This is a genomic window from Leptolyngbya sp. FACHB-541 (assembly GCF_014695875.1).
GTDB lineage: Bacteria > Cyanobacteriota > Cyanobacteriia > Elainellales > Elainellaceae > JAAUTN01.
This window is the reverse complement of record NZ_JACJPC010000117.1, coordinates 1-17,978: the sequence shown is the minus strand read 5'-3', so window position 1 is coordinate 17,978 and position 17,978 is coordinate 1. Positions and strand designations below refer to the sequence as shown.

Genomic DNA, 17,978 nt, shown 5'->3' with positions numbered 1-17,978 from the left:
TTGGCTGGCAAAACTGACTGGCAAAACTCATACACTCGATCCGGTTTCGCGCAGTACATAGCCTACACCGCGCACAGTTTGAATCAGTCGTTTTTCACCATTGGCTTCCAGTTTGAGACGCAGGTAGCGGATGTAGACTTCAATGATGTTGGAGTCGCCCATAAAGTCATAACCCCAAACTTTTTCTAGAATGCGATCGCGCGTAATCACCTGGCGCGAGTGAGCTAGCAAATATTCCAGCAGGTCAAATTCTTTGGCGGTTAGCTCGATCAGGCGATCGCCACGAAACACTTCTCGGGTTTGACGATTGAGCAGCAGATCTGTAAAGCTCAGCACGTCTGCCTCCGTATCCTGACTGCGGCGTAAAAATGCTCTCACCCGAGCCAACAGTTCTTCAATGCTAAACGGCTTCACCACATAGTCATCGGCTCCAGCATCTAAGCCGGCAACGCGATCGTTAATCTCATCCTTGGCAGTGAGGATAATCACGGGGGCTCTGCCGCCCGTTGCCCGAATCCGCCGACAGATTTCTAGACCGCTTAGTCCAGGCAGCATCCAGTCGAGGATGATCAAATCCGGCCCAATATCTCGCGCTTTGGTCAATCCAGTTAAACCGTCATGAGCCACGGTGATGCGATAGCCTTCGTAGCTTAGTTCTAGCTCGATGAACCGCGCCAGGTTAATTTCATCTTCAACCACCAGGATATGAGCTGTCATAATTCTGCTGTCATAGTTCTATAGAGTTCTATGGATGGAGTTCTACGGAGTGAGAGGCATTATAAAGTCAGGGAATCCGTGAAGGGTTGAAGTTAGGGCGTACCTTAAAGCTGACTACAAGGTCTATTTTTGTGCGGAAAGCAGATAAGAATAAACCTTCAGATTAGGTCTAAGGAGTTAGATAAGGGCAAGGTGACAACAAAGATGCTGCCTTCGTTTAGCTTTGAGCGCAAGGTGACACTGCCACCCATGCCTTCAACTAGGGTTTTAACGATGGATAGCCCCAAACCGCAGCCACCCGTTGTGCGGGCACGGGCTTTGTCTATTCGATAGAAGCGATCGAAGATTCGGGACTGATGCTGGAGGGGAATGCCATAGCCGCGATCGCACACCTGAATCACTGCCTGCGCACCCCCCTGATCAAGCTTAAGGACAATAGGTTGGTCAGGTTCAGAATATTTCAAGGCATTGTCGAGCAGGTTGAGCAACACTTGCTTGAGTCGGTTACGGTCTGCTTCAACCACAATTTTTTCTTGAGCCGCTTCAATTTGAATATCCCGATCGCTGAATTTTGAGGCCATGCCGAGCAGTTCTTCAATCACTTCAGTCAGGGCAAAAGTTTCCAGGTTGAAGTGCATGTGCCCAGCATCTGCCCGCGCCAGGTCTAGCAAATCTTGCAGCAGTCGAATCGTGCGATCGGTTTCTAGAGCGGCAATTTCCAGTGCTTCTTGCTGCGGTTCGGTCAGGTTGGTGCTACGGCGCAAAGTGCTTTGAATGTAGCCATGAACCACCGTGAGCGGAGTGCGGAGTTCGTGTGAAACATCGCTGACAAATCGTCGCTGTTGCTCTAAGGATTCGGAGAGCTTTGCTAGCATTTGCTTGCAGGTTTGCACTAACTCTCTCACTTCGGTAGGGGCATAGCGAAGTTGAGTTTGAGCTTTGTCTAAGTCCTCGACTGACAGTGTGGTTGTAAGCTGATTCATTTGGCGCAACGGCTGTAGCGATCGCTTCACATACAGCGCAATGCCAATAGCGATCGCCACCATCGCCAGCAGGCTACCAATCGCTAAATTGCGAATCACAGCCCAGAACATTGTGTGAGCGGTGGTAATATCCTGTGCGACGTACAGGGTGCCTAAGTTATTGCTCTCTATAACCAGCGGCACTTTGGAGAGAATGATGTAGCGATCGCTGGCTTCGTAAATTGCAGGTTCGGGAACTGCGGGAAGGGTAGCAATCACCGTCGAAATATCTTCGCGCTGCCATACATCCGTGGTTTGAACGATCATCTGACCTGCATCATCAGTCACCACAACCATCAGATTGGGTAATGTGCGAGCATCCACTGCCCGCTGCAACGCTTCTGACATGGGCAGCATATCGTCATACAGTTCAACATCTTGCGGAAAGCGATCGCTGATAGCCTGGATACTTTGCTTGTAGCTACCCACAAGAATCTGCTGCGTCTTCCAGGTTGTCCACATTCCCACACTGCCGATGCCCAAAATTGAGACTAACGTAGCGCCAACCGTCAAACGAAACTGAAGCGAAAATGGGTCAATTCCTCGCCAACCCTTTTTGAGATTCGATAAACGCTGCCTCACTGTTTTGATGTCCATGCTACCCAAAGGCTAGCGAGTAAACTGTCAAAGTTGGAACTTGGGCTAGAAAGTGTGAACCTACCCACTGCGCGGGAATTTTACACCAAAACGTTTCCTAAAGTATGCGCGTAGCGCTATATCTATAAGACTTAAACTCATTCTTTATTTAATTTATCCGTAGTCACTTCAACCCGAATGAGTTTTTCCTGAGTTACCCGTTAATTGCTAGATCTCCAGCGTGAATGTTGGTGCGGGGAAGCTGTACCAATATTCACGCCTAGTTGACTTAACAAGACTCCTAAAACCATTGATATTCCCTAGCTTGGGTGGAGCATCGCGGAACCCAACAAAACCAAGGCAGGAGTTGGGTTCCGCTTTGCTCCACCAACCTACATCAGAAGATTTGTCAGTCAATCAGCCATTCACGCTTCAAAAAATGGCTCATGCAGGAAGTCTACTCACCTATAGAGGTGGCTAATTTTGGAGATAATTTTTGAGCGTGAAAGCAAACTTTCACGCTCAAAAACTTCTTAGACCAGCAAGACTCATTCGCCTACTGCTGAGCTTCAACAGGGCGTTCGTCGGGTACAAACTCACCGGGCTCTGTTTTTACAGCAGGTTTAGTGACTTCAGTGCCGGGTATGGGAAGGTCAAGATTTGGCCCTTTGCGAATAATCCGACTGCCAAAGTAGAGCGTGGCGACAAACAGCAGTGAGTAAACGAGGGCAAAGGCAGTGAGTGAAACCAGAACATTACTAGCAGGCACATGAGAAGCTGAATCGACGGTACGAATCTGTTCGTAGAGTGTCCAGGGCTGCCGTCCAACACAGCGAACAATCCAACCGGAGTCGATCGCAATGAATCCCAAAGGCGCAGCAAAAATCCAGGTTCGCATTAACCATTTTTGCTGAGCAATGTTTTCGGCTGAGAATCTGCCCAGTAGCCAGTAAAGCGTACTCCACAGCATCAAAAAAGCGAGGAAAAAGCCGATCGCAATCATGATGCGGAAGGAATAGTAAATTAGCCCAACCATGTGAGGGCGGTTTTCTGGCTCAAAGTCCCTCAGTCCAATTACAGGTTCGGTGAGGTTTTGCTTGAACTCTAGAATGTAGCCGAGGGCATTGGGAACGGTGATTTCCCAATCGTTCTTTTCGGCGCTGTCATTGGGAATGGCAATCACACTCCAGTCAGCAGGCTGTCCGGCGGGAGTCGTTTCCCACTGGGCTTCCATTGCGGCTAGCTTTGAGGGTTGATAGTGATAAACCTGTTCGCCGCTGAGGTGCCCCATGTAGATCTGAATGGGGGCAACAGCGATCGCCGTTGCCAGCACGACTTTAAAGGATTTTGAAAAAAATTCTGAATGGCGATTTTTGAGGATGTACCAGGCGCTAATGCCACCGATCACAAAGAGAGAGGTTTCTGTGGTGGCGAAGAACATGTGCAGGACGCTGTTCTTCATGAAGGGGTTGGCGATCGCCTGAAAGTAATCATGCACAACAAACTTACCGTCAATCATTTCCCCACCTGCCGGGGACTGCATCCAGGAGTTTGCCGTCAAAATCCACAGCGTTGACAAATTTGCCCCCACCGCCACCAGAATTGTGGACATATAGTGAATTGGCGCATTCACCCGCTCCCAGCCAAACAGCATAATGCCGAGAAAAGCCGCCTCCAGCATAAATGCCCAGGATGCCTCAAAGCCAATCACACTGCCAAAGAAATTGCCGACCGCTTCTGAGAAGGGAGCCCAGTTGGTGCCAAACTGAAACTCCATCGGAATGCCCGTAGCCACGCCAATGCCAAAGTTCAGCACGTACAGCTTTGACCAAAAGCGGGCATGAAGATAGTAGTCGGGATTGCGGGTTTTCAACCACAGTCCTTCCACAATGACAAGATAGATTCCAACTCCCGTAGTCATCGTGGGCCAGAGCATGTGAAACAGTGCAGTGAGCGCAAACTGCATCCGCGATAGCGCTACTGTATCCGACAAGATATCCATAGTGGTTTCCTTCTGCGTATGAGAAGCGATCTGTGAGAAGTAGAATTTCTACCGCATATTTTGTTTGCGTTCTGCCTTCGGATCGCGGGTCCCGGCGGCAGCAAGTTCGGCATCGAGCAGCGTTTTTCCGGTCGCGGCAAGGTAAACGTCATCCAGGCTAGGACGAGCTTGAGAAATGCCAAAGGTTGGTAGTCCAGCTTCCTTGAGTGCTTGCTGAATGGTGATCAGAGCTTCGCTTTGCGGATCGACAACTAAATTGAGTGAGTTGCCCTGAGCTTCGTTGATAATCACCTCTTGCACAAAGGGAAGATCTTTCAGCATTGTTTTAGCGGTTTCGGCTTCCTCAGGTGGAGTAAATTCTCGGATACGAAGGGTGACGCGATCGCCCCCTACCCTATCTTTCAACTCAGACGGCGTACCCGTGGCGATGACTACACCCTTGTCGATGATGGCAACGCGATCTGCCAGTGCATCCACCTCTTCCAGATAATGACTGGTGATTAAAACAGTCGTGCCATTGCTGCGAAGCTGACGCAAAAAGTCCCACACAGCCACGCGACTTTCGATATCCAGCCCGACCGTTGGTTCGTCCAGCACTAAAACATCGGGCTGGTGCAGCAGTCCTGCCGCCAGATCCAGCCGCTTCTTTAAACCACCTGAATAGGTTCCAGTTTTTTTGTCTGCCCAATCTGCTAAGCCTAGCAGTGAAAGCATTTGGTCAATTCGCTCTTTGGCAGTGCCGCGTGGTAGGTGATAAAGCGCCGCTTGGAGCTGAAGCAACTCTCGACCGGTCAACACTTTGTCGAGGGCAACTTCCTGCGCCACATAACCCAGCAGTTGTCGCGCCGTCTTGGGGTTATCTAAGACTGAAACGCCTGACACCTCTAGCTTCCCAGCATCGGGAGTAGCTAGCGTACAGAGACAACGCAAAGTCGTCGTTTTGCCTGCTCCGTTCGGTCCAAGCAGCCCAAAAATTTCTCCAGGCTCAACCTGGAGCGATACATCTTTGACTGCTTCGACGCTGCCATAGCGCTTTTGGAGCTTTTCGATTAAAACTGCGGAGGCCATATCACCCTTCACCATGAAATACGAACAATGGAGTACAAGATTTTAGTGTAATAACTAACCTTTCAACCCCCTTTCAACCCCCGCTCAACCCCACTGTTAAAGTGCTGACCAGCGAATTTAGGTTCTCGGTTAGAGCGCCTGTAAGCTGATGGGTAATGGGAAGGCTATCGACTGCCATACCTGCGCAAAGCAGCATCATGTAAAGGATGGAGTACTTGAACAGCGATCGTGCCAGTTGGTGATCAGAAGGCGATTGCAACAAAGACCACGCTTTCGCCACAAAAACACCACCCAACAGTAGCGCCACAGCGGTGTAAACCGCGCCCATCACATGCAGCGGATAGACCAGCAGCAGCGTCACTGGAATCAACAGCAGCGTGTAGATCCAGATCTGGCGGGCAGTCGGGGCATCGCCAACGATTACAGGCAGCATTGGCACTTTCACCTTGGCGTAATCTTCGCGAATCATCATCGCCAGCGCCCAAAAGTGAGGCGGTGTCCAGAAAAAGACGATCGCAAAAAATACCCAGGCAGCCCAGCTCAGCTCACCCGTCACGGCAGCCCAACCGACTAGAGGCGGAATTGCGCCAGCCGCACCGCCAATCACAATGTTTTGGGTGCTGTGTCGCTTTAGCCAGTGAGTGTAGACGACAACGTAAGTGACAATGCCCGACATGGCTAGCAATGCGCTCAGCAGGTTGGCAAAGACGGTAAGCAGCGTAAAGGAAAGGACGGCAAGGGCGATCGCAAACAGCAGCGCATCTCGCGGCTGAATTCGTCCCGAGGGAAGCGGACGATGGCGGGTTCGCTCCATTTCATAGTCAATGTCGCGATCGTACAGACAGTTAATCGTATTCGCAGAAGCCGCCGCCAGCGCTCCACTGAGTAGCGTCACCAGCAGCAGCAGCGGATCGACTTTGCCCTCAGCAGCAATCCACATACTGCCTGCGGTGGTGATCAGCAGCAAGATGATGATGCGGGGCTTGGTTAACTGCCAGTAACTTTGAATCACCTGCCAAACGTTTTGGTGGTGACGAGGGGCATCATTCCAAACGGTTTCATGCATTAGTTGAGTTCCTAGAATTTGTAGGCAGAAGCCAAGATCAGGTGGCGAGAGGAGATTGGGGGGTGGGGATGGGGGATGGGGGAGCGGAAGCAATAGTTTTGGTGAATTGGCGATCGCGCATTCCCAATGCAGTGAAGCAAACCAACGTACCCAGCAGAGCGGCTCCGATTGCTTGGTGGGCAATAGTAAGTGGCTCAACCTGCAAGTGGAAGTGGAATGTCGCAAATCCTAATGCCACCTGGAGCAACAGAAATCCTCCAGCAACATAAGTCAGTCGGCGCAGGGCAGGATGGAGAGCCGGGGTGCGCCAAGCTAGGACAACGACCGCTAAGGTCATCAGGCTTGCGGGAACCACACCAAACAAGTGAGTGTTCATTACCCCGCAAAGTTGGGAGCCCGCCAAACATTGGTGCACTGCCCAACGAGAGCCAACTAGCGCACCGGAAAGGCTTTGCAGGTAGACCAAAATTGCAGCCGTCAAGCTAATCCAGGACAATTTGCCGACATTACCTGTCCCCTGATAGGGCAGCAGCGCCATACCCATAAGCAGCAGGGTGGTGAAGAACAACAGCGCTGTCCCAAAATGGGCAGTGACGATATCAAATCGCAGCAGCTCTGTGACGGTAAGTCCGCCCAAAGCCCCTTGAAACACGATCAGGCTGAGGGCAAACAAGGCTGCCCAGGGTGTCCAGCGGGGCAAGACCCGACGATGCCACACGCTTAGAGCAACGAGGGCGATCGCCAGCAGCCCAATTAGAGCAGCATCCAGACGGTGAAACCACTCCAGAAACACCTGCAAGTTCATCTGCTGTCTGGGAATCAGGGTGCCATAGCAGAGTGGCCAGTCAGGGCAGGCTAGCCCTGCGTTCATGACGCGAGTGGCGCTGCCGATCGCCATTAACAAGAACGTGGCGATCGCCATCTTCCACACGAGCCGTCGAATCTGGTCTTGAGGCTGAAGCGGAGGTCTAACTTGAGAAGAAGGAACGGAAGCTGGCATACTCTGATGCGTTTGAGTGTGAACGTTAGTCATCAGCTATGCCTCCGTAATCGAATTGAGAATCATTCAATACCAAAGTTGACAAAAACCTGAGTATTTACTTTTTCCACTGTCTACAACAGCTTCATTCACCAGCTTAGCGACGCAATGCCCAGGCGTGAAAAGCTTTAGGATTTTCTTCGGATTGTGGTTGAAAAATTCTTAACTAAAGGAATTAAAAAATTGCGGCTTAAAGTTAGCTTTCGCCCAAATCTTTCACAAGATTTAATATTGTTATTTCACCTTGTAGTGTTTGCTACACAAGGGCTGCTGAGATCCCAAAAAAAGCGTTAAGGATAGATATGAATTCCGTGTCGTTATCAATTCCTGCTTTAACGTGGTAGTTGAACGGAACTAAAGCTGAATGAGCTGAATCAAACTTACCGTGAAAATTCCAAGCAACATTCTTACCCTACTGGCTGGCATTATCCTAACGCTGGTGAGTCTTTGGTATGGTCAAAACCACGGTTTACTGCCCGAAGCTGCCTCCGATGAGGCTAATTTGGTGGATGGGCTGTTTAACTCCATGATGACAGTCTCAATTGGGCTGTTCGTCCTGGTGCAAGGCGTACTTATTATCTCTATAATTCGTTTCCGCCGTCGTCCTGGCGACAATACTGACGGACCACCAATTCACGGCAACATCCCGCTGGAAATTGTCTGGACGGCAATTCCAGCAGTGATTGTGCTAATCATTGGGGTTTACAGCTTCGACATTTATAAAGCGATGGGCGGATTTGACCCACAGGCGGCGACCGACCCTGGCATTGCTCAGATTGCAATGCTGCCCGGTGAATCGGCTACTGGGTTGATTGACCCATCCAACCAGCCCAAGCCCCGCCACATCCACAACCATTTGGCACTTGGAGTTGGAGCCTTTCCCAAAGACGAAGGCAGACCCGCTGATGTCAATATTGATGTGATGGGGTTGCAGTATGCCTGGATCTTTACTTACCCAGACAGTGGCATCACCTCAGGCGAGATGCACATTCCCGTGGATAAAGAGGTGCAGCTTAACATCAAAGCGCAGGACGTGCTCCACGCCTTTTGGCTGCCCGAATTTCGGTTGAAGCAGGATGCCATTCCCGGTCGAGACACGGAACTGCGGTTTGTCCCCCGGCACATCGGCACCTACCCCGTGATTTGTGCAGAACTGTGTGGTGCTTATCATGGCGCGATGAACACGAAGCTGTTTGTCCAGACCCAGGAAGAATATGACGGCTGGATTCAGGAGCAAATCGCCAGTTTGAACGATCCAAATCAGGCTGTTGCAATGAAAGCGATCGCTCCCTCCGAAGACCTCTCTGATGCTGAGTTCTTAGCACCCTTTGTAGATCAAATGGGAATTGATGCTGCCACCGCATTAGAGCAACTCCATCCCCAGCACATCTCAATGAATCGTTAGTTTAAGAGTTTCAACAGCCAAGAGTCACAACAGCCAGCTATGACACAAGCAGAATGGCAATCCACTACTACCCCCACGACCGAAGGCGCGATTCCGGGGAAACGCAAGTGGCAAGACTACTTTACGTTTAACACTGACCACAAAGTAATCGGGATTCAATACCTGGTTACCTCTTTCATTTTTTATATGATTGGTGGCGTTCTGGCGACCGCCATTCGCACAGAGCTAGCGACACCAGAGTCAGATTTGGTTAGCCCAGAACTTTACAACAACCTGCTAACCGTTCACGGCACGGTGATGATCTTTCTTTGGATCATCCCGGCAGGTTCAGGATTGGCGAACTACCTGATTCCGCTGATGGTAGGGGCGCGGGATATGGCCTTCCCGAAGATGAATGCCCTTGCTTTCTGGATGGTGCCCCCGGCAGGTCTGGTACTGATCGCCAGCTTTTTCTTGGAAGCGCCTCAAGCAGGCTGGACTTCCTACCCGCCGTTAAGCCTAATGACGGGCAAGGTGGGTGAGGGAATTTGGATCTTTACCCTGCTGGTCTTAGGAACTTCCTCAATCTTGGGCGCAATCAATTTCTTTGTGACCATCTTGCGGATGCGCGTGCCCAGCATGGGGATTAATGATATGCCCCTGTTCTGCTGGTCTATGCTGGCAGCTTCAGCGCTGATTTTGATTGGTACGCCTGTGTTAGCAGGAGCGTTGATTTTGCTGGCGTTTGACCTGTTGGCTGGGACCGCATTCTTCAACCCCACAGGCGGCGGTGACCCGATTGTTTACCAGCACATGTTCTGGTTTTACTCGCATCCGGCGGTTTACATCATGATTTTGCCGCTGTTTGGCGCAATTTCAGATATTCTCCCGGTTCACTCACGCAAGCCGATCTTTGGCTATCGGGCGATCGCCTACTCCAGTCTCGCAATCAGCTTCTTGGGTCTAATCGTCTGGGCCCACCACATGTTCACCAGTGGCACTCCTGCCTGGTTACGCATGTTTTTCATGATCACCACGATGGTAATCGCTGTCCCAACAGGGATTAAAGTCTTTGGCTGGTTAGCCACGATTTGGGGCGGCAAGATCCAACTCAACAGCGCCATGCTGTTTGCAATGGGCTTTATTTCGATGTTCGTGATTGGCGGTATCAGCGGCGTAATGGTCGCAGCGGTACCCTTTGACATTCACGTTCACGATACCTACTTCATCGTGGCTCACCTGCACTACGTCCTGTTTGGCGGCAGCGTGTTTGGCATCTATGCGGCGATTTATCACTGGTTCCCCAAGATGACTGGACGGATGCTGAACGAGCCGCTGGGCATCGTTCACTTCATCCTCACCTTTATTGGCATGAACCTGACCTTCATGCCGATGCACGAACTGGGCTTACTGGGAATGAACCGCCGGATTGCGCTCTACGATCCTAAGTTCGCAACGCTCAACCTGGTCTGTACGATTGGCTCCTACATTCTTGCGGTTTCAACCCTACCCTTCCTGGCGAATGCAGGCTGGAGCTGGATTAGCGGCAAAAAGGCAGGAAACAACCCCTGGCGGGCATTGACCTTTGAGTGGATGACGACCTCACCTCCTGCGATCGAAAATTTTGAGGAATTGCCTGTACTCACCAGTGGTCCATACGACTACGGTTCAGGTAACCGCAATCCTGAAATGGAGCCAGAGGAATCTCAATCAAATATGGAGGCACCTCCGGGCTTCATTCCTCCTGAAGAAGCGAGGGCTGGCAGTCCAGAGCCTTAATCAGCGCATGGTGGGCGGTGCCAACCTACCTGCTCCCAGTCCGGTAGGCACTGTCCATCTCACTTAAATTTTAAAAGTCGCATTCGTAGGTATCAGAAACTTATGCAAGGTTCAACGATTGATCCCGCTAAGACTGCACTCAACTATCATCACGAAACTGAGGCAGCCGCTCACCACGAGGAACATCCAGACCATCGTCTGTTTGGACTGCTCGTCTTCCTGGGTGCTGAGAGCATGATCTTCGCAGGTCTGTTTCTGGCGTACCTGACCTTCCGCGTGGTTGCGCCTGTTTGGCCACCTGAAGGCACTCCTGAGCGCGAACTGCTTGTACCAGGAATCAACACGCTAATTCTGATTTCTAGCAGCTTTGTGATTCACCAAGCGGATGTGGCAGTCAAGAAGAATAACGTCAAGGGCTTACGTACCTGGTTCCTAGTGACTGCGGTAATGGGCGCAATCTTCCTGGCAGGTCAGGTTTATGAGTACAACAACCTGGAATTCGGCTTAAAGACAAACCTGTACGCCAGCACTTTTTATGTGTTGACTGGCTTCCACGGTTTGCACGTATTCCTGGGACTGTGCTTGATTTTGGCAGTGCTGTGGCGATCGCGCAATAAGGAACACTACTCCGGCGAACACCACTTCGGCGTAGAAGCAGCAGAAATCTACTGGCACTTCGTAGACGTGATCTGGATTGTGCTGTTCTTCTTGCTTTACATTCTCTAGCAACGCAACCAAAACTAAGCAGTAGGGAAGGTAGGACTTGAAGTTCTACCTTTTTTTAATTGTTCTATGCAGCTTTCGGTTTACGCTTCAAACGTGAGCCTGCACCCACAATCACTGCCAGTAACCCAAAGACCGACGCAGGCTCAGGTACCTCTTCAGGAGGCGTGCTAATCAAGGCTCCTACTGCCCGGTCTGCTTGAATCAGCCCAAAACCGCTGTCAAAATCGAATCCGGGAGCGTTCATGTCGATCGCCGTTTCTTCCAGCGTCTCGTAAATCACCTCAGGACTTGTACCGGGTGCCGCTTCCAGCATCAAGGCTGCAACTGCCGCCGCATGGGGAGCCGCTGCCGAGGTGCCAAAGAAGTTGGGGAAGCCATCACCCTCAACATCTAAACCGGGAATAAAGAAAGTGGTATTGGTGCCATCGGGCGCAACGATTTCAGGTTTGAGGCGAACTTCGGGAGTGGAGAGGCGATCGCCATTCTCATCAAACAAAATTGGAGTTGACCCAGCCGAAGAAAATGGCTCCAACACAGGTGGATTAGTTCCAAACTCAGGCGTATCGGCGTAGAAGGATGCTCCAACCGCCTCAGCACCTTCAGCATTTGCATGACCATATACAGTGCCACTATTGGTGTCGTACTCGCTGATGCTGGCGTTACCGAACACAACATATTTCATGAATCCAGCATCGGGACCAGAAAAGTTAGAGATTGCCAGGTTAAATTGGTCTGTGCCAAACGAGCCGTCGTTAAAGAAACTCAGGATTTCTACCGCGTCGCCACCTTCATTTGCGTCTGCCCCCAAAGCTAGTAAATTGCCGAAATCATCGAACAGAAAGATGTCGAGATCGTTCGGAGAGCCTTCACCGCCGCTGACCGAGAAAAAGGGCGAATCCCACTGGAAGGAAATAAAGAGTTCTCCGCCAACTGGAACCGAAATGCTTTGAAACGGATCTACACCTGCGCTAGGGTCAAAGTCATGCAGTTCACCTCCAAAGATGGGATCAAGCACACTGCTGTTTCTGAAGGTGCTTTCGTAGGCATTGCGATCGTTGTTGCCTGCCGAGGAGAAGTACGGTATACCATCAGCTACGACTTGGTCAACTGCTTGGGCAATGATGCCATCCTGAAACATTGGTTCAGCCAGGTTAATGACGTCATCCACAATCACATCAGATCCGCTTGCGGCCAGCTCAAGAATGCCATTTGCAAAGTCTGCTTGCCCCCCCAGGAATGCAGTGTAAAACGCTAGATCTGCACCAGGAGCGACATCATGAATCAGTTGCAGCATTGCACGCCCTTCATCGCTGCCACCACTAGGAAGGTCTAAAAGCACGTTCACATTGGACGGCAGATCGCCACTAGCAATGTCAGCGGCTTCACCATCTAAGTTGTTGTAACTATCAGACAGCGCACCTACTGTCACACCTGTTCCATCAACCCCAAAGGTCGAGCGAGCAATATCAGCCCGCATTGATCTATCAGCCTGACTTGTCGTTACCCCTACGTTAGATAGAAACTGTGTGGGTCGGGCAAATTTTAAGCTACTCAAGCTGTCCATTGAGGAAATTGCGTCAAGCGGCAGCAAACCAGAGACAAGGGAGCCATATTTGGAGCCGTTTTGGAGTCCCAGTCCAAGCAAATCTTCGTAGAGGACATCGGTGTTGTCAGAGGCGATCGCATCAATCACCACATGACCGCCATAAGTTTGTAGTAGAGAATTATTTGCCCAAGTTCCTGGGAACAATCCTGTATTATTTCCTGAATTTGCTGAAAGTGAAATCAGGCTTGAACTGACTTTGCTGCCAGATTTTGAGAGGTATTCTCCTATCAGCGTCGCTGCCTGCGTACCCATGCACAGGCCACCGAGCAAAGTAGTCGTAACGATTGTTGCCGATGAAATCTGAGTGAGAGGCTTCATATCTGGGTTCCTTACTCAGGGGTGTGAGATTAATCAGGGGGCTTAACGATCAGCGCACTCAAACAGGAAATATCTCGGATCATGCCCACTCACCTTTTACTGAAGCTTCAAGTTTCGAGCTAGCGACTTCACTTAGTCTTGTTGGAAAGTAGATACAGCATGGCTTCCTATGAAGATTAGATGAGTTTCTTGGAAGTCAAGTTTGGGTTGGTTAGGATGGTAAATCGCTTTACCCCTGACTCGGTTGGGAAGGCGATCGCCCCTCCGCTAAAACACTGTTTCGCTAAGATACAGACAGTGCATTCCGGCGGGGCATTTGGGTATTTCTAAAGTGTTGAAACGGTTTTTCCCTTTTCTAAGAGTTCTACTTCTCAGTTTTACAGTACTGCTCCTTGCAGGCTGTACTTTGCCTCAGGTCAGTGCCGAGGAGCGACTCTTTTTAGACCTTTCCCTTGATTTCTTAGGTGAATATCGATTGCCGACCGATACGGTGTTTCAAGACACACCCGTGCGTGGGCTTTCAGCACTTACCTATGACAGGCAGGGCGATCGCTTCTACGTTCTCTCAGACGATCGCAGTGAATTTGCCCCGGCTCGCTTTTACACGCTCAAGCTCAATTTGAGTAATGAGTCTGGGGAGGTGGCGATCGCTGGAGTTGAAATCGAGAAAGTAACCACCTTACTTGGAGAAAACGGAGAACCCTTTGCCCAGGGCACCATTGATCCTGAAGGGCTTGCCCTCTCTCCCCGCCAAACGGTCTTTATCTCCAGCGAAGGCGTTGCCTCTGATGGCATTCCTCCATTTATAGACGAGTTTGACTTGGCGACAGGCGCATGGCAGCAGCACTTGCCGATTCCAGAACGCTATCTCCCTAAAACTGTGGAGGATCAGCCCCAGGGCGTGCAAAATAACCTTGGGTTTGAAGCCCTAACGCTCAATCCTGGAGGCTTTAGCACGACCTGGCTAGAACCGTTTCGCCTATTTGCTGCAACCGAGGCAGAGCTGGAACAAGACCGCCGACCCGTCAACTCAGACGAGACAGAAGCGTCAGAACGACCCAACTACAGTCGATTTCTGCACTATCTTATTGGCAATGAGCTACCTGTGCTGATCGCGGAGTATCTTTATCCCAATGATTCGCCACCACTGCTCACGGTGAATGGTTTGACTGAGTTACTCGTGCTAGACCAAGGCGGTCATTTCCTGAGCATGGAACACTCTTTTGGCGTTGCCGGAGCGGGTGCCCGCATTTTTGAGCTGGCTACAGGTGGAGCCACAGATACATCCGGCATTCCCAGGTTAGGTGGAGACTTGAGCAGCATCGAACCCATTCGCAAGCGGCTGTTGCTCGACCTGGCAGATTTAGGCATTCCCCTGGACAACCTAGAAGGTATGGTGCTGGGGCCGCAGTTACCAGATGGCAGTCAAAGTTTGCTGCTGGTGAGTGATGACAACTTCAACTCGGATCAGTTCACCCAATTTTTGCTGTTTCGCCTGAATGGGTTGCAGCGCGGGGCGTGACCTTCCCTGGTATGATGAGGTGTTCGCAAGGCAATAGGGCTGGCGTTGCTCAAACTACTCAGCAAGTCAGTTGGCGAATTGCTGTTGGTGCGATACGCTCAAGATCTTGGAGCAATAAGCATCCGCAATTTTAACTTGGCGGAGCTTGTTCCTATTTGTTTGTGAGATCTCAGTGAATCATCTGTCATGCAACCACCCATTCCCACCGGGACTGTTTTACAAAATCGCTACCGCTTGTCGAGCATTTTGGGGCAAGGCGGGTTTGGTCGTACCTATCTGGCAGAAGATTTAGGACGATTTAACGAGCGCTGTGCGCTGAAGGAGTTCATCCCATCGCAGAGTGGCGCTTACGTTTTAGATAAATCGAAGGAACTGTTTCAGCGGGAAGCCGCGATTCTTTATCAGATTCAGCATCCTCAAATTCCGCAGTTTCGTGCCACCTTTGAGGAAAATCAGCGTTTATTCCTCGTACAAGACTACGTTGAAGGCAAGACCTACCGTACCCTACTCAACGAGCGGAAGGCGCAAGGTAAAGCTTTTACAGAAGCCGAGGTGCTGCAACTGATGCAGCAGCTTTTGCCCGTGTTGGCGCACATTCACAGTAAAGGAATTATTCATCGAGATATTGCGCCTGACAACATCATTCTCAGGCAGCAGGATCATTTGCCTGTGCTGATTGACTTTGGTGTAGTCAAAGAAATTGTCACTCGCGTTCAACCAGCGGAAACAGAGCATCAACCGACCACCGTTGGCAAGATTGGGTACGCGCCGAGTGAGCAAATTCAGTCAGGCCGGGCTTACCCTAATAGCGATCTCTATGCGTTGGCGGTTAGTGCGGTAGTGCTGCTGACGGGCAAAGAGCCCCAGGAATTGTATGACGATCGCAGCCTTACCTGGTACTGGCAGCAGTGGGCAAAGGTAAATCCTGGTTTTGCTCAAGTGTTGAATCGAATGCTGAGCTATCGTCCGGGCGATCGCTACCAATCTGTCAGTGAGGTAGCGCAAGCGCTCCAGGCATTAGCCAACCCTTCGGTCGTTACACCCCCACCTCCACCCCCACCTACCCCAACCTCAGCAACTCAGGCAGCCAACCCTACTTCTCGAATGCAAACCGTGGCAGTAGGTCGCCGTCCAGAGCCAACAGCCCATAGCTCCAATGCACCCCGTCGGGCTGCAGGGCCAGTTATTCCAACTCAGACAGAAACCTCTGTCTGGGACAATCCTTGGGCGGTGGCTGGAATTGTCACCGGATTGGCAATTGTCACGTTGATAACCACCTTTGCGGTGGTTAGCGCGATCCGCAATGGGTCTGACAATACACCTGTCGCGACGCCGACTCCAACTGAAACAGCAACCCCAACTCCAACCGACGAACCCGTTGAATACAGTCAGCGGCTGAACCTTGCGCCAGGAGATACGACCAGCGTTGAGGGAACGCTGAGAGAAAATGAGGTTGTAACTTACATTGTGTCTGCCGAGCAAGCGCAAACTCTGTCTGCTGCAATTGAGGGTGAGGGAGTATTGCTCAGCGTCTTTGCCCCCAATGGAGACTTGGTGGAGGGCAACGCTGAGCGAGTCCAGCAGTGGCAGGGAGTGCTTGATTTCACGGGTGAATACTATCTTGAGCTGAGGCCCGTCCGAGGAGTTGAGGAAAGCGACTATAGACTAGACCTCAGCCTGGAAGCGGCTCCAGAACCGGAACCAGAACCAACCCCGACCCCAACTGAAACTCCAACACCCAGCCCCAGCCCAACTCCAGTCGAGCCTCAGGTCGATACACAACGCTTGAGTTTTCCGGCGGGCTCAGAGGGTGTAGAAGTCAGCGATACGGTGAGCGATCGCCTTACCAAACGCTACCTGGTCAACGTACAGGAAGGGCAAGTCTTTTCCGCCGAGATTATAGACGGTGCGGCTACCCTCAATATTCTTTTCCCCAATGGTGAACCGGTGCCTGATGCCTCAAATGTAGTTTTCTGGGGTTTCCAGGTGCCGGACGGTGGCGATTACATTGTAGAAGTAATATCCACCGACGAAACCGACTTTACGTTAGGCGTTAGTGCGACGGCTCCCACGGAACCGCCACCAGAATAGGCTTCTGTTAAAGCACCAGAAGGGTATAGTTCCTGATTGTGAATTGTTAACTAAAAGTGGAGTGACGCTTGAACGCCCTCTTGATTGCAGGCACCGATACGGATGCCGGAAAAACTGTTTTAACGAGCGCTTTGGCAGCTTACTGGCAAACCTATTGCAGCTCACAGCGGCTCGGTATTATGAAGCCGCTTCAGTCGGGGAAGGGCGATCGCGAACTTTATACTCACCTGTTTACCCTGCAGCAGTCTGCCGACGAAATTACGCCACTCTACTTTGAAGCCCCTTTAGCACCCCCGATCGCTGCCGATCGCGAAGGTCGCAAAATTCAGCTTGAAAAGGTCTGGCAGCAGTTTCAAACCCTGCAGCAAGAGCGAGACTTTGTCCTGGTTGAATCTTTAGGTGGGTTGGGTTCACCGGTTACCCATGAAACCACTGTGGCTGATTTAGCGTGGGATTGGCGACTGCCAACGGTGCTGGTGGTGCCTGTGAGGTTAGGGGCGATTTCTCAAGCTGTCGCTAACGCTGCTCTTGCTCAACAGTCTCGGGTACACCTCAAAGGCATCATTCTCAACTGCGTTAAACCTTGTACCGACGAAGAAATTGCCAATTGGGCACCCACCAAACTGATTCAGTCACTTACCCAAAAACCAGTGCTGGGCTGCATTCCTCATCTAGATGACCCCACCGATCTGCATAAGCTTGCTCAGGTTGCTTCTAACCTAAACCTGGAAAGATTTATGCCCGTTATGAGTTACTCGCCAGGTATGGCTAATCTCTAATTCGTTGCTTGAGAAAATGCTTGTCAGGAGAAACGCTATTTGTACAGCGTAAATTTCTCAGCTATAGATGTTTCTGTAAATGTAAATTACAGCCTTTCAAAAAAGCATTCGGCGATACATCGTAACAAAAAAATAGAAGTTAGCCTCTTATTCCGTAAGCAGAGAAACAACTGTTTTTGAACTAGTACAGTTTCTAAAACCAGGACGATTTTCCCATTAAAAGCTTTGTTTTATACCGTTTCTACATGAAGCTGGATATTTTGGAGCGTGCCCCGCGTACGCG

At 50.9% G+C, this 17,978-nt stretch carries 13 protein-coding genes; 6 read left to right on the top strand and 7 right to left on the bottom strand.

Going from position 1 to position 17,978, the window contains the following annotated elements:
* Nucleotides 1-27: 27 nt before the first annotated feature.
* The 6 genes from H6G00_RS25705 to H6G00_RS25680 form a co-directional block, all read right to left on the bottom strand.
* Nucleotides 28-717, bottom strand: coding sequence for a response regulator transcription factor (locus H6G00_RS25705; RefSeq protein ID WP_190798905.1), 690 nt, complete (start codon nt 715-717; stop codon nt 28-30).
* A gap of 158 nt (nt 718-875) precedes the next feature.
* On the bottom strand, nt 876-2,321 hold the full coding sequence (locus H6G00_RS36815; protein WP_347278226.1) for a HAMP domain-containing sensor histidine kinase: 1,446 nt from the start codon (nt 2,319-2,321) through the stop codon (nt 876-878).
* Between the two features lie 550 nt (nt 2,322-2,871).
* Entirely contained in the window at nt 2,872-4,317 is a 1,446-nt protein-coding gene (locus H6G00_RS25695) for a cytochrome ubiquinol oxidase subunit I (protein WP_190687931.1), read from the bottom strand.
* Between the two features lie 48 nt (nt 4,318-4,365).
* Complete coding sequence (locus H6G00_RS25690) at nt 4,366-5,385, bottom strand: ATP-binding cassette domain-containing protein (protein ID WP_190798903.1); 1,020 nt, start codon at nt 5,383-5,385, stop codon at nt 4,366-4,368.
* Between the two features lie 73 nt (nt 5,386-5,458).
* Complete coding sequence (locus H6G00_RS25685) at nt 5,459-6,451, bottom strand: heme o synthase (protein WP_190798902.1); 993 nt, start codon at nt 6,449-6,451, stop codon at nt 5,459-5,461.
* Between the two features lie 37 nt (nt 6,452-6,488).
* Nucleotides 6,489-7,451 carry a heme A synthase gene (locus H6G00_RS25680; protein ID WP_190798918.1) on the bottom strand — a complete coding sequence of 321 codons (963 nt, stop codon included), beginning with the start codon at nt 7,449-7,451 and terminating at the stop codon, nt 6,489-6,491.
* Between the two features lie 424 nt (nt 7,452-7,875).
* Between H6G00_RS25680 and H6G00_RS25675 the strand changes: the two genes are divergently transcribed.
* The 3 genes from H6G00_RS25675 to H6G00_RS25665 all read left to right on the top strand — a co-directional run bounded on the left by H6G00_RS25675 (nt 7,876) and on the right by H6G00_RS25665 (nt 11,379).
* Nucleotides 7,876-8,895, top strand: a complete 1,020-nt coding sequence (locus tag H6G00_RS25675) for a cytochrome c oxidase subunit II (protein WP_190798901.1) — start codon at nt 7,876-7,878, stop codon at nt 8,893-8,895.
* 39 nt (nt 8,896-8,934) lie between these two features.
* A complete protein-coding gene (ctaD, locus tag H6G00_RS25670; protein ID WP_190641283.1) occupies nt 8,935-10,653 on the top strand; it encodes a cytochrome c oxidase subunit I in 1,719 nt (572 codons plus the stop codon).
* 102 nt (nt 10,654-10,755) lie between these two features.
* Nucleotides 10,756-11,379: a heme-copper oxidase subunit III gene (locus H6G00_RS25665; protein WP_190798900.1), complete on the top strand. Its 624-nt coding sequence runs from the start codon at nt 10,756-10,758 to the stop codon at nt 11,377-11,379.
* Between the two features lie 64 nt (nt 11,380-11,443).
* Here H6G00_RS25665 and H6G00_RS25660 read toward each other — a convergent pair whose 3' ends face one another.
* Complete coding sequence (locus H6G00_RS25660; protein ID WP_190798899.1) at nt 11,444-13,303, bottom strand: S8 family serine peptidase; 1,860 nt, start codon at nt 13,301-13,303, stop codon at nt 11,444-11,446.
* 406 nt (nt 13,304-13,709) lie between these two features.
* Here H6G00_RS25660 and H6G00_RS25655 point away from each other — a divergent pair, with 406 nt between their 5' ends.
* The 3 genes from H6G00_RS25655 (at nt 13,710) to bioD (ending at nt 17,695) form a co-directional block, all read left to right on the top strand.
* The gene (locus H6G00_RS25655) at nt 13,710-14,825 is read left to right on the top strand and encodes an esterase-like activity of phytase family protein (protein WP_242042501.1); all 1,116 of its coding nucleotides are present in this window, start codon (nt 13,710-13,712) and stop codon (nt 14,823-14,825) included.
* Between the two features lie 186 nt (nt 14,826-15,011).
* A complete protein-coding gene (locus H6G00_RS25650; protein WP_190798898.1) occupies nt 15,012-16,916 on the top strand; it encodes a serine/threonine-protein kinase in 1,905 nt (634 codons plus the stop codon).
* A gap of 68 nt (nt 16,917-16,984) precedes the next feature.
* Nucleotides 16,985-17,695, top strand: a complete 711-nt coding sequence (bioD, locus tag H6G00_RS25645; RefSeq protein WP_190641279.1) for a dethiobiotin synthase — start codon at nt 16,985-16,987, stop codon at nt 17,693-17,695.
* Nucleotides 17,696-17,978 lie beyond the last annotated feature (283 nt).